The 12,511-nt window shown below is 62.5% G+C and carries 11 protein-coding genes; 4 read left to right on the top strand and 7 right to left on the bottom strand.

Features of this window, described 5'->3' with window-relative positions; all coding sequences use genetic code 11:
* Nucleotides 1-108 precede the first annotated feature (108 nt).
* The 4 genes from F2982_RS03470 to F2982_RS03455 form a co-directional block, all read right to left on the bottom strand.
* Complete coding sequence (locus tag F2982_RS03470; RefSeq protein WP_203429238.1) at nt 109-990, bottom strand: LysR family transcriptional regulator; 882 nt, start codon at nt 988-990, stop codon at nt 109-111.
* A gap of 185 nt (nt 991-1,175) precedes the next feature.
* Nucleotides 1,176-4,307 (bottom strand): efflux RND transporter permease subunit, encoded by a 3,132-nt coding sequence (locus F2982_RS03465; protein WP_112719639.1) that lies wholly within the window; start codon nt 4,305-4,307, stop codon nt 1,176-1,178.
* Complete coding sequence (locus tag F2982_RS03460) at nt 4,304-5,644, bottom strand: efflux RND transporter periplasmic adaptor subunit (protein ID WP_203429237.1); 1,341 nt, start codon at nt 5,642-5,644, stop codon at nt 4,304-4,306. The genes F2982_RS03465 and F2982_RS03460 overlap by 4 nt, the downstream gene beginning before the upstream one ends.
* Nucleotides 5,645-5,833: 189 nt before the next feature.
* The gene (locus F2982_RS03455) at nt 5,834-6,622 is read right to left on the bottom strand and encodes an SDR family oxidoreductase (RefSeq protein ID WP_203429236.1); all 789 of its coding nucleotides are present in this window, start codon (nt 6,620-6,622) and stop codon (nt 5,834-5,836) included.
* A 256-nt stretch (nt 6,623-6,878) separates the two neighbouring features.
* Here F2982_RS03455 and F2982_RS03450 point away from each other — a divergent pair, with 256 nt between their 5' ends.
* On the top strand, nt 6,879-8,543 hold the full coding sequence (locus F2982_RS03450; protein WP_203429235.1) for an electron transfer flavoprotein-ubiquinone oxidoreductase: 1,665 nt from the start codon (nt 6,879-6,881) through the stop codon (nt 8,541-8,543).
* Nucleotides 8,544-8,549: 6 nt separating this feature from the next.
* Here F2982_RS03450 and F2982_RS03445 read toward each other — a convergent pair whose 3' ends face one another.
* Nucleotides 8,550-8,924: a PIN domain-containing protein gene (locus F2982_RS03445; protein ID WP_203429234.1), complete on the bottom strand. Its 375-nt coding sequence runs from the start codon at nt 8,922-8,924 to the stop codon at nt 8,550-8,552.
* Complete coding sequence (locus F2982_RS03440; RefSeq protein ID WP_199626663.1) at nt 8,921-9,127, bottom strand: type II toxin-antitoxin system VapB family antitoxin; 207 nt, start codon at nt 9,125-9,127, stop codon at nt 8,921-8,923. The genes F2982_RS03445 and F2982_RS03440 overlap by 4 nt, the downstream gene beginning before the upstream one ends.
* Nucleotides 9,128-9,293: 166 nt before the next feature.
* On the opposite strand from F2982_RS03440, the gene F2982_RS03435 reads away from it, so the two are divergent.
* A complete protein-coding gene (locus F2982_RS03435) occupies nt 9,294-9,908 on the top strand; it encodes a L,D-transpeptidase (protein WP_112719633.1) in 615 nt (204 codons plus the stop codon).
* 49 nt (nt 9,909-9,957) lie between these two features.
* Here the strand turns inward: F2982_RS03435 and F2982_RS03430 are convergent, their stop codons facing one another.
* On the bottom strand, nt 9,958-10,863 hold the full coding sequence (locus F2982_RS03430) for a DMT family transporter (protein ID WP_199626665.1): 906 nt from the start codon (nt 10,861-10,863) through the stop codon (nt 9,958-9,960).
* Nucleotides 10,864-11,005: 142 nt separating this feature from the next.
* Here F2982_RS03430 and F2982_RS03425 point away from each other — a divergent pair, with 142 nt between their 5' ends.
* Nucleotides 11,006-11,479, top strand: coding sequence for an Lrp/AsnC family transcriptional regulator (locus F2982_RS03425; protein WP_112719631.1), 474 nt, complete (start codon nt 11,006-11,008; stop codon nt 11,477-11,479).
* A gap of 101 nt (nt 11,480-11,580) precedes the next feature.
* A complete protein-coding gene (locus F2982_RS03420) occupies nt 11,581-12,510 on the top strand; it encodes an ABC transporter substrate-binding protein (protein WP_203429233.1) in 930 nt (309 codons plus the stop codon).
* The last annotated feature ends 1 nt before the right edge of the window (nt 12,511 follow it).

The following is a 12,511-nucleotide window of genomic DNA, read 5'->3' as shown; positions in this document are numbered from 1 at the left end:
ACCGGGAAGAGATGAACCGGATGTGACAAAGGGCGGCAAATGCGCGCCCGCGAATTTTTGAGAGGGCGGGTGATCGCACAGGACGAAGGCGAAAGCAACCCGCCGGGATCAGCTGCCGCGGGTCTCCGCCGACATCTCCTGCAGCCAGCGCCGGAAGTTTTCCATCGCCGGTGTCACCGGCCGCGACTTCAGCCGCGTCAGCCAGTAGCTGCCCTTGGAAATATAGATGGGGAAGGGTTGCTCGATCTCGCCGGATGCCAGCTGGCGCGAGAACATCAGTGGCGGGGCGAGCGCAACGCCCGCACCCTGCATCGCCGCCTCGACCATCAGCACCGAGGAATCGAAGACCATGCCGAGGATCGGTGGCGCCGCGAGCCCGGCCTCCTCGAACCAGCTCGGCCACTCGTCAGAGCGGTAGGAGCGCAGCAGCGTCTGGCCCGCGACATCCTCCGGCGTCTTCAGCTGCCGGGCGATCGGTGGGATGCAGAGGACCGAGAGCGGCGCCTCGAACAGCGCTTCCGCCTCGATATCGTGCCAGGCGCCGTTGCCGAAACGGATCGTATAGTCGAGGCCCTCGGCGGCGATATCGACACGGTTGTTGTTGGTCGACAGCCGCAGGTCGATATAGGGAAAGCGGGTGCGGAAATCGGCAAGCCGCGGCAGCAGCCAGCCGACGGCGAGCGTCCCGACCGCGCCGATCTTCAGCACTTCGCGCAGCTGGCCGCCTTCGAAGCGCTCCAGCATGTCGGCCATCCGGTCGAAAGATTCGCGCAGCACCGGCAGCAGCGCAAGACCCTCCTCGGTGATCATCAACCCGCGCGGCAGGCGGCGGAAGAGCGTGACGCCGAGCCGTTGTTCGAGAAGCTTCACCTGATGGCTGACAGCCGCCTGTGTGACGCAGAGCTCGATCGCCGCGCGGGTGAAACTCAGATGCCGGGAAGCGGCCTCGAAGGCGCGCAGCGCATTGAGGGGCAGGTAGGGCCGAACCATGTGATGACCTAATTCAATTTATGCCCGACCGCCGATATCATCGTTTGATTGGGCCTCGCAAGCCGACTTGGAGGGCCGTGCCCTTGGCCATGATGGGCCACGACGCGGGCATTCTCGCCGATAATCTGCCAAAGCTCGTGACCGGCCGCTAAATGAAAAGGGCGCCCTTGAGGCGCCCTTTTGTCTTATTCGGCAGCGACTGCCCGTGCCTCGGGCTCGCCATCCTCGTTGGCCGGCGTATCGTGCTTCTTCTTGCGGCTGAACAGCCGGCCGAGCCAGTTTTCGAAGCGGCCCATCTCGACGAAGATCACCGGTGTGATGAACAGCGTCAGCGCCTGCGAGACCAGCAGGCCGCCGACAACGGCGATGCCGAGCGGCTGGCGCAGTTCCGAGCTGGCACCGGTGCCGAGCGCGATCGGCAGGGCACCGAGCAGGGCGCAGAAGGTCGTCATCATGATCGGCCGGAAACGGCGGACGCAGGCTTCGTGGATCGCCTCCGAGGCCGACATCGATGTCGACCTCAGGTTTTCCAGCGCCACGTCGATCATCATGATCGCGTTCTTCTTGACGATACCGATCAGCATCAACAGGCCGATGAGAGCGATGATCGACAGATCGAGGCCCATGACCTTCAGCGCCAGGAGCGCCCCGAGAGCCGCGGCCGGCAGGCCGGACAGGATCGTCAGCGGATGGATGAAGCTCTCGTAGAGAACGCCAAGCACCACATAGATCGTCAGGACCGCCGCCAGGATCAGGTAAGGCGTATTGCCCTGCGACTGCTGGAAGATCTGCGCCGTGCCGCCATAGCTGGTGAACACGTCGGTCGGCATGTTGATGTCCTTCTTGATCTGATCGATCGCCGCCGTAGCGTCGCCGAGAGATTCGCCACCCGGCAGGTTGAAGGACACGGTGGTCGAGACGAGCTGGCCGGTCTGGTTGATAGTGACGGGGCCTGTCGTGCGTTCCACATGCGCGAAGTTCGACAGCGGCACGAGCGTGCCGTTGGACGAGGCGACGTTGATCTCGGCGAGCTGCTGGTCGTCCCAGGGCTTGCCGGTATCATATTCGACGATGACGTCGTAGCTGTCGCCGGTGGATTGGATTTCGGCAGCGGTATAGCTGCTGAACGCTTCCTGCAGCGTTGTGCGCAGCAGGTCGTTGTTGATGCCGAAGGCGGCAGCCTTTTCGCTGTCGATGACGATATTCGCCTGCAGCGCGTTGTTCTGGGCGTCGGTGGTCACGTCGGTGAAGCGCGGATCCTGGCGCATCGTCGTCATGATCTTGTTGGCCCAGAGGTTGGTCGTGTCGGCGCTCAGCGCCTGGACGATCAGCTGATACTGGCTGGCCGTCTGGCGGCCGCCGAAACGCAGGCTCTGGTTCGGGGTGACGAAGGCCTGCAGGCCGGGGATCTTGTTCAGCGCCGTGCGCAGTTCACGCAGGGTTTGATCGAGCGGCGGGCGCTTGTCCTTGTCCTTCATCTGCACGAAGATCGTGCCGTTGTTCAGGGGTTTCTGGGCGTTGCCGCCAACGGTCGACATGACGTGATCGACGGCCGGGTTGGCGCCGACGACGGCCGCGGCCTGCTTCTGCAGCGCTTCCATGGCCTGGTAGGAAATATCCTGGCGGGCCTGGGTCGAGACCTGCAGGCGGCCGATATCTTCCTGCGGGAAGAAGCTCGCGGGCAGCGTCATGAACAGATAGATGGTCAGGGCAATCGACGCAAAGAACACGCCGATGACCGTCATGTGGTGCTTCAGGCACCAGCCGACGGCACGGTCGTAACCGCGCAGCGTCCGTTCGAAGCCGGCGTCGAAGAGACGCACGAAGAGCGGCGGGCGGCTGTGGCCCTCGCCAAGCCGCGAGCCGAGCATCGGCGTCACCGTCAGCGAGACGATCGCCGAGGAGACGATGGCGATGGCGACCACCATGCCGAACTCGTTGAAGACGCGCCCGACGACGCCGCCCATCAACAAGATCGGGATGAAGACCGCGATCAGCGAGACCGACATCGAGATGATGGTGTAGCTGACTTCGCCGGCACCCTTGATCGCCGCCTCGCGCACCGGCATGCCGTCCTCGACATGCCGCAAGATGTTTTCGAGCATGACGATCGCATCGTCGACCACGAGACCCACCGCGAGCGTCAACCCGAGCAGCGAGATGTTGTCGATACTGTAGCCCAGCACATACATCATCCCGAAGGTCGAGATCAGCGACAGCGGCACGGCAAGGCCAGGAATGATCGTTGCCGTCATGTGGCCGGTGAACAGATAGATCACCAGAACGACGAGGCCGATGGTGAGGAGCAGCGTGAACTTGACGTCGGCGATAGCAGCGCGGATCGGCTGCGCGGCGTCGTTCATGATCACCGTTTTGACCGAAGGCGGAATTTCCGCATGCAGCTGCGGCAGCTTGGCGTTGATCGCATCGACGACATCGACGGTATTGGCATCGGGCTGGCGCTGGATCGCCAGGATAATGCCGCGATTGCCGTCATACCAGCTGCCGGTATTCTGGTTCTCGACGCTGTCTTCCACCGTGGCGACGTCGCTCAGGTGGATTGCTGCGCCGTTCGGCGAGGCGATGACCAGCGAGCGGAACTGCTCGGCATTGGTGCGCTGCGTATTGGCGTTGATCGTCATCGTCTGCGATTTGTTCTGCAGCGTGCCGACCGGGTTCTGGTTGTTGGCGGCTGCGATCGCCTGGTTGACTGTATCGACGCCGATGCCGCGGGCCTGCAGCTTGCTGGGATCGACCTCGACGCGCACCGCATAGGTCTGCGCGCCGTAGACGGAAACTTCGGCGACGCCGGGGAGGGTGGAAAGCGACGGCGAAATGATGTCTTCGGCAATCTCGTCGAGCTTGCTGCGCGGCATCGTATCGCTCTGCACCGCCATCAGCATGATCGGCGCGTCGGCCGGGTTGGTCTTGCGGTAGCTCGGCGGGGTCGTCAGGTTGTCAGGGAGCTGGCGGGTGGCGTGGGAGATCGCCGCCTGGACGTCGGCCGCTGCCGCATCGATATCGCGGTTCAGATCGAACTGCAGGACGATGCTGGTATTGCCGAGCGAGCTCGAAGAGCTGATTTCGCTGATGCCGGGGATGGTTTCGAACTGCTTGATGAGCGGCGTGGCGACCGATGTCGCCATCGTCTGCGGCGAGGCGCCGGTCAGCTGGGCCGAAACGTTGATCGTCGGGAAGTCGACCTGGGGCAGGGCGGCGACCGGAATAAGCTGGTATCCCGCCAAGCCGGCGAGAACAACGCCGATCGCCAGAAGCGTCGTGGCGACCGGACGCTGGATGCAGAAATTCGGAATCATTCCTCAGTCCCCGCGCTAGCGTTGTCGGTTTGCTGCTGCATCGTGTCGGCGGCCGAAGCAACGTTCAGCGCCTTGTCGTCAAACTGTTCGTTGATCGCCTGCTTGTCGGTCAGCTGGCCCTGGCCCTCGATGACGACATGGTCGCCTGCCGAAAGACCGGCGGAGATCGCCGAGAAGCCGCCATTGGAGCGCGCGACGGTGACCGGCGTCAGCTGTGCCTTGCCGTCCTTGGCGACGAAAGTGAAGAAGCCGTTCGGACCGGGGCTGACGGCGACCGTCGGCACCACGACCTGCTGTTCCTTGTTCTCGAAATGCACGACGACATTGACCGACTGGCCGGGCCAGAGGGCGCCGGAGGCGTTCTCGAAGCGTGCCTTGACGACGATCGTGCCCGAAGCCTTGTCGACGGTGTTGTCGTAGAAGCTGACTGCGCCCTTGCGCACCTCGCCCTTGGAGGTGTCCGGCGCGGTGCTGACATCGACCGGGCCGTTGGCCAGCGCCGTTTTCAGCTCCTTGAGGTAGCGTTCCTGCAGATTGAACTGCACATAAACCGGATCGTATTTGGCGATCGTGACGATAGCCGAACCGGCATTGAGAAAGGCGCCGTTGCTGATTGCGACGTCGCCGAGGCGGCCGTCGAAGGGGGCGCGGATTTCGGTATGGTCGAGTGTCACCTGGTCGGCGGCGAGTGCGGCCTTGTCGGCCTCGACGGTGGCGGCCGCGCTGTCGCGGGTCGCCTTCGCCTGGTCGGCGCTTTCCTGGGTGCCGGCCTTCTGGTTGGCAAGGTCCTGGGCGCGGTTGTAGGCGATATCGGCACCGTTGAGGGTCGCCTGATCGCGTACGATCATCGCCTGATCCTTGTCGACGGCGGCCTTGGCCGACTTGTCGTCGAGCTTGGCGATCAGGTCGCCCGCCTTGACGGTCGCGCCGTTCTGGACGTTGATGTTGACGATCTGGCCCTGTTCCTGGGCAGCGATCGTCGTGTTGTCGTCAGCGACGGCCCAGCCCGAGGCGGTCACGTCGATCGGCAACGCCGTCTGGGCTGCTGCCACGGTCTTGACCACGGTCGGGCCATTTGTGCCGCGGCGATGTCCGCCACCGCCGCCCGATTTGTTGCCGGATTGACCGTCACCCTGGCCGGCTGTCTGGCCGTCTGCCGCAGCCTGCTGGTCGCCGCCTGCAGCACTGCCGTCTCCCTTGCCGCTGCCATGGGCGGGCTGTTTGATCAGTTTCGAAAGATAGGGAATCTGCTGTGCATAGGGAATGCGATTGCCGAACTGCCAGAGGCCGACTGCGGCAATTGCAACGACGCTGACTGTGATCCAGAATTTCTTCATGAGCGAGACCGGTTTTAAACAGAATGGGGCGAATTCTATGCTCTAACTGAGCCGCTTATTTTGCGGCGCAAAAAAGACATTATTCGCCGCTTACGATCACTAAGCGTTTATAACAGCTTAAATTTTCGTAATGAACATTCCGTAATATTAGTCCGTGACTAATATATACTGGGTCGCTACATCAGTCGACTACACTGAGCGGGCCGCTCCACCATCACAACGGATCAATGACCCCGTGATGTAACTTGCTGGTTCGCTGCACAAAAACGCCGCCGTCGCCGCAAACTCATCGACCTTCCCGTAGCGCCCAACTGGAATGCGCGCTTCCTTTTCCGAGCGGATTTCGTCCATCTTTTTGCCGGTGCGTCTTGCTGCCGCACCATCGAGTTCGTCGAGGCGGCCGGTCAGAATGCTGCCCGGCAGCAGCAGGTTGGCGGTGACGCCATGGTTGGCGATCTCGGAGGCCAGCGTCTTGCTCCAGCCGGCAAGGGCAGGGCGCAGCGTATTGGAGAGCGCCAGATTGGCGATTGGCTCGATGACGCCGGAGGAGGCGACCGTCAGGATACGGCCCCAGCCCTGCTGCTTCATGCCGGGAAGCAACGCGTTGGTCAGTGTGATGACCCGTAGCACCATCGAGAAGAAATAGGTCTCGAGCTTCTCGGCGCTCATCTCCTCGGTCGTGCCGGGCGTCGGGCCGCCGGTATTGTTGACGAGGATATCGAGGCCGCCGAACTTCTCCTTGACCGCCGCCGTCACCGTCGCGACGAAGTTCTCGTCGCCGAGATCGGCCCAGATCCAGTCGGCCTTGCCGTTGCCCTCGGCATTGATCGCCTTGCAATTGGCTTCCAGCTGCTCGCCGCTGCGCCCGCAGAGCAGCACGTTTGCGCCCTCGCGCGCCAAAGCCACTGCGATCCCCTGGCCAAGGCCGCGGGATGAAGCCAGAACGAGTGCGCGTTTGCCCTTGATGCCGAGATCCATGATGTCCTCCTGATGTCGTGCTTCTGTATAAGGCGCCGCCAGTGGGAAAGGAAAGCGCAGAGAGACGCAAAATCGGCGTCGCATAATTGACGTGAACGTAAACGTTAAATAGGTTTATGAGCACGGAGGAAATCATTGTGCGAATTGGAGGATTGGCTGTCGCTTCCCGGCTCGACAATGCTTTCCGGTTTTGACAAGAGATTACCCCAGATGGGGAATGTGGCCGGGCGAACGGCCGAGCGGAGACCTGACTGATATGACCGAGACGACTGAGCTTCCGGAACGCGAAAGCATGGAATTCGACGTGGTGATCGTCGGCGGTGGACCGGCCGGCCTGTCGGCCGCGATCCGCCTGAAGCAGGTCAATCCGGATCTTTCGGTCGTGGTGCTTGAGAAGGGCGCCGAAGTCGGCGCGCATATCCTCTCGGGTGCCGTCGTCGATCCCATCGGCATCGACCGCCTGCTGCCGGACTGGCGCTCGGAAAGCGATCATCCCTTCAAGACCGAAGTCAATGCCGACCACTTCCTGGTGCTCGGCCCCGCCGGCTCCATCCGCTTACCGAATGCCCTGATGCCGCCGCTGATGAACAATCACGGCAATTACATCGTCTCGCTCGGCAACGTCTGTCGCTGGCTCGCGGGCCACGCCGAAGCGCTCGGCGTCGAGATCTATCCGGGCTTTGCCGCCACCGAAGTGCTTTACAACGACGAGGGCGCCGTCATCGGCGTCGCCACCGGCGACATGGGCATCGAGAAGAACGGCGAGCCCGGCCCGAACTTTACCCGCGGCATGGAGCTGATGGGCAAATACGTGCTGATCGGCGAAGGCGTGCGCGGCTCGCTCGCCAAGCAGCTCATTGCCAAGTTCGATCTGCAGAAGGATCGCGAGCCGCAGAAATTCGGCATCGGCATCAAGGAACTCTGGCAGGTCAAGCCGGAGAACCACAAGCAGGGTCTGGTGCAGCACTCCTTCGGCTGGCCGCTCGGCATGGCGGCGGGCGGCGGCTCGTTCCTCTATCACCTCGAAGACAACATGGTCGCCGTCGGCTTCGTCGTGCACCTGAACTACAAGAACCCCTATCTCTATCCCTTCGAAGAGTTCCAGCGCTTCAAGACGCACCCGGCGATCCGCGGCACCTTCGAGGGCGGCAAGCGGCTGTCCTACGGCGCCCGCGCCATCACCGAGGGCGGCTACCAGTCGGTGCCGAAACTGACCTTCCCGGGTGGGGCGCTGATCGGCTGCTCGGCCGGTTTCGTCAACGTTCCCCGCATCAAGGGCAGCCACAACGCCGTGCTGTCGGGCATGCTTGCCGCCGAAAAGATCGCCGACGCGATCGCCGCCGGCCGCGCCAATGACGAGGTCGTCGAGATCGAGAACGAATGGCGCAAGACAGCCATCGGCAAGGACCTGAAGAAGGTCCGCAACGTCAAGCCGCTCTGGTCGAAGTTCGGCACGCTTGTCGGCATCGGCCTCGGCGGGCTCGACATGTGGACCAATACGCTGTTCGGCTTCTCCTTCTTCGGCACGCTCGGCCACGGCAAGACCGACGCCGCCTCCCTGGAACCTGCCTCGCAGCACAAGAAGATCGAATATCCGAAGCCGGATGGCGTGCTCACCTTTGACCGCCTCTCCTCGGTGTTCCTGTCGAACACCAACCACGAGGAAGATCAGCCGGTGCATCTGCAGGTCAAGGACATGGCCCTGCAGAAGTCATCCGAGCACGACATCTACGCCGGTCCCTCGACCCGCTACTGTCCTGCCGGCGTATACGAATGGGTGGAGAAGGACGGGCAGGAGACCTACGTCATCAACGCCCAGAACTGCGTCCACTGCAAGACCTGCGACATCAAGGACCCCAACCAGAACATCAACTGGGTTCCGCCCCAGGGCGGCGAGGGGCCGGTTTATCCGAATATGTGAAGTGGCTTAGTGCAGGTGAAACGGCATGGCGACACCGAGCGTGCTCGCTATGCGGTGCAGCCGCTTGTCGCGAGTCCAGAGCGTGTGCCGTTGAGATAGAAGGGCCGAGGCGAGAAGATGGGCATCGATATAGCCGATGCCCGTGCCGAACAGCTTGTTGCTACGGATCATGTGGCGAACTTCGGCGTCGTCCGCGACCGAAATGACCGGCAGGTCCGCGAGCATCGTCATGATCGCATCATATCGAGAAATATGCCCAAGCGACAATTCACCGATGACGAACGGGTGAATGATGACATTCTCCGACCGCAGTAACGCGTCCAGGTAGTCATCCGCAGCGCGAAAGTGATCGATCCAGATCGAGCTGTCGATAAGGATCATTCCGGCTCGACCGGACCAAACCGCCGTCTCGGCGGCGCCTCAATATTCGGTTCAGTGCCGCCCAGGTCGGCAAGGCGTCTTGCCGCTTCGCGTTGAACGAGCCCTTCGAGCGCCAGCCGGATGAGGGTGGGCGTCTCCGCCACGCCGGTATAGCGGCGTGCCTTCTCAAGCAGTTCATCGTCCAGCGTTATCGTGGTGCGCATTGTCGTCTCCTGATGCATCAAAAATAGCATCGGATGATGCATCATTCAATGATGCAGTCCCATATCCTCTTGTCCTAACTCAACTTCCACGGTCGCGCTTAGCGGTTCATTAACCATAATCTCATTAACTTCGGTCGCATCAACCGAACGTTAAGGACCTGTTTCGATGTCGATTTCCCGCCGCGGTTTCGTTTTGGGCGTTTCCGCACTTCTTGCCGGATGCGCGTCGAGCGGTCCTGATCACCGCGCCAACTATGCGGCTCTCCCGGCCGAGAAGTTTCCGCTTCCGGCCATGCCGCTCGACAAGGTCGATCCTGAACTGCGCCGTCAGGAAGTCTCCTACGTTTCGAGCTATGATATCGGCACCGTCGTCGTCGATACGCCCGCGCGCCGCCTCTATTACATCCTCGGCGATGGCAGGGCGATGCGCTATGGCGTCGGCGTCGGCCGCGAGGGGCTGGCCTTTGCCGGTGGCGCCTATGTCGGGCGCAAGGCGGAATGGCCGAGCTGGACGCCGACCGAAAACATGCAGCGCCGCGAAGAGCGCTACCGCAGGCTCGCCGGCGGCATGCCGGGTGGCCCGAACAATCCGCTCGGCGCTCGCGCCATGTATCTCTACCGCGGCGGCAACGACACCCATTTCCGCATCCACGGCACCAATCAGCCGCAATCGATCGGCCTTGCGATGTCGAGTGGCTGCATCCGCATGCTCAACCATGATGTCATCGATCTCTATGATCGCGTCGCGCCTGGCGCCAAGGTCGTGGTGATGCAGGCTTGAATGCAAAAAAAGCCCGGCGTCTCAGCCGGGCTTTTCATGTGAGGAATGACTAGCGGCGTCTGGCCGCAATGCCCGTCGAGAGCGCGACGCCGATGCCGGTGATGACGGCGGCGGCGATCTCCGCCATGCCGACGGGTTCACCGAGCAACATGCCGCCGCCGATCGTGGCGAGGACCGGCGTGAGCGCGGTGAAGGCTGCGGCCTGCGTGCCGCCGAGCGTCTTGACCGCGGTGCCATAGGCGACCATCGCCACCAATCCCGAAAGCACGCCTTGGCTCAGCACCTGCAGCCCGAGATCGGCAGCACTTGCCTGCGCCAGCGAGGTGCCGAAGGCGAGGGCAAGGACGGCAATCACCAGGAACGACCAGATGGCGACGAGGGCGCTTGCCTGCAGCGCCGTCAGGCCGCTGCGGCGGAAGGCGTGGGTATAGCTTGCCCAGAGCACGGCACCGGCAGGCAGCATGACGAAGCTCGTCCAGGGAAGCGATGCATCGGCGAGGCTTTCGATCAGCAGGATCAGTACGCCGCCGACGATTGCGGCGAGGCCGAGCTTGCGGGTGATGTCGGGACGCTCGCCGAAGAGCAGGATGCCGATAACGGCGGTTGCAAGCGGCATCGAGCCGCCGAGCAGGATGCCGGATGAGGCGGCAGGCGTCGAATGGATCGCCAGCGTCGTGACGAGGAAGAAGACGGCACCGGCACCAGCAACCATCAGCGCCAAGAGATGCAGCGGCAGGCCCTTCGGCAGCAACCCAGTCTTCAGCCAGACCGGTGCCAGCACGAGTGCTGGAATGCCGTAGCGGATCAGGCCGATATCGATCGAGCCGAGCGGCGTCGCCGCGCTGTGGCGCGTCGCGAGGAACCACGAAGCCCAGATAAGCACGGTCACCGTGCCGCCCGCATAGCCGGGAAGCAGGGACGGGGACTTGTCGTTGGTGAGGCTGATGCTGGCCATGGCTCTATCTTTCCGTGGTCCGGATGATCTCCGGTTGGAAAGAAGATAGGCCGGAAGGCCCCGGCATGTCCTTGCTATCTATGGCAAAGAAATCGTGATACTGGCAATTATCTGCCAAGATCATCTTTGAAAGTTATCGGATATGCCAAATCTCGATAAATTCGATATCGCCATCCTCAAGTGCCTTCAGGAGGATGCGCGGGCCACCAATGTGGAGATCGCCGAGAAGGTGAACCTCTCCCCGTCGCCCTGTCTGCGCCGTATCCGCAACCTCGAAAAGTCGGGCGTCATCCGCGGCTACCGCGCCGATATCGACCGCAAGGAGGTCGGGCTTGGGCTCACCGTGTTCGTCGAGTTCAAGGTCGCGCATCATACCCGCGAGAATTCCGAGGCGCAGCAGGCCGCGCTTCTGGCAATCCCCGAAATTGTCTCCTGCTTCCTGATCTCGGGAACGGCCGATTTTCTGGCCGAGGTGGTGGTCGAGGATCTTGCCGCCTATGAGCGTCTGCTGACCGAAACGCTGCTGACCTTGCCCAATGTCAGCGACATCCGCTCGAACTTCGCGATCCGCAGCATGAAGACCCACGGCGCCCTGAAACTGCCTGAGAAAAAATAAGGTGAGAGTTTTTGTAAACTTTACTTGAAGTCTGCACGTCAATTCTGTAGCGGAATTTTGAAGCGGGACCCGCCTCCCGCAATTTCAGCTGGGAGTTTGATGTGAGCCTGTTTCAGAACCCGATATCCCGCCGCAATTTCGGCCTTCTCCTCGGCGCTGCCGGTGCTGCGCTGGTTGCCCGCCCGGCTTTTGCCGATGACGCCGCCCGCACGATCGAGCACCGGCTCGGCTCCACGGAGATCAAGGGCAGGCCGCAGCGCGTCGTGGCGCTCGAATTCTCCTTCGTACAGTCTCTCGATGCGATCGGCGTCGTGCCCGTCGGCATCACCGACGACAACCAGCCGAAGCGCATCGAGCAGCTGCTCGGCAAGAAGATCGATTACAGCTCCGTCGGCACCCGGCTGGAGCCGAACCTCGAGCTCGTCAGCGCTCTGACGCCCGATCTCATCATCGCCGACGAAATCCGCCATTCGGCAATCTATGCGCAGCTCAGCGCCATCGCGCCCACCATTGTCCTGAACAGCTGGGAAGGCAGCTACCAGACGATCAAGGAAGGCGTCGTCACCATCGCCGATGCGCTGGGCGACAAGGCGAAGGGCGAGAAGGCGGTGGCGGATCACGAGGCTGTCGTTGCAGCGCTGGTCGCCAAGATCCCGGCCGGGGAAAAGCGCCGCTTCCTGCTGGCGGTCGCGACGCCCGATTCCATGAGCCTCCACACATCCTCGTCCTTTACCGGCTCCGTCTTCAAGGCGATGGGCCTGACGCCTGCGGTCGATTCTTCCGACGCGGTGGAAAGCGGGGCGGGCCTCGAGCGGCTGATCGCCGTCAATCCCGATGTGCTCCTGGTCGCGACCGATGCCGGTGGCACTGTGCTCGACCAGTGGAAGAGCAACAGCGCCTTCGCAAACATCTCGGCCGTCAAGGACAGCAACATTTTCGAGGTCGATCGCAACCAGTTCTCGCGTTTCCGCGGGCTGAAGACCGCCGAGATGATCGCCCGCGAAATCCTCGCCAAGGTCTACAAGGCCTGAC

The sequence above is a fragment of the Rhizobium sp. BG4 genome (assembly GCF_016864575.1).
GTDB lineage: Bacteria > Pseudomonadota > Alphaproteobacteria > Rhizobiales > Rhizobiaceae > Rhizobium.
The sequence above is the reverse complement of the archived record's forward strand: the minus strand, read 5'-3'. Positions and strand labels throughout refer to the sequence as shown.